The 332-nt window shown below is 56.3% G+C and carries 1 protein-coding gene; it reads right to left on the bottom strand.

The window, feature by feature from the left end:
- Nucleotides 1–289, bottom strand: a 289-nt coding sequence (locus KDM89_RS20970) for a DUF2076 family protein (protein WP_212689763.1), incomplete at its 3' end; no start/stop codon positions are given.
- Nucleotides 290–332: the final 43 nt, after the last annotated feature.

The raw sequence follows: 332 nt of genomic DNA, 5'->3' as shown, positions 1-332 counted from the left end.
GATTCCAGGCCGGAGTGGAAGGCGTCGCAGGTGGATAGGCGTTTGCCGCCAATGAGGATGTCGCTGTCGTCGGACGCGTCACTGCGCTATTGCCCCAGCCTGTATTGCCCGCATCCAGAAAACGCTGTGATGTCTGGCTATTGGTCTGTTGATTCAATTGATTGAGTGCTTTTTGCTCACGTAAATCCGCCTGTAATGCCGCAATCTGGCTGTTGGCATCCACCAGCGCCTGTTCCAGCAGCAGCGCACGCTGCACCAGCAAATAACTGGCATGCGGCTGTTTGCTCACAGCCTGCTGTATCAGTGTCTGTGCCTGTGGGTCGGGACTCACA

This window comes from Cognatundibacterium luofuense (assembly GCF_018139685.1).
In the GTDB taxonomy this organism is placed as follows: domain Bacteria; phylum Pseudomonadota; class Gammaproteobacteria; order Burkholderiales; family Burkholderiaceae_D; genus Undibacterium; species Undibacterium luofuense.
Note: the sequence above shows the minus strand (reverse complement) of the source record. Positions and strands in the feature narration are given on the sequence as shown.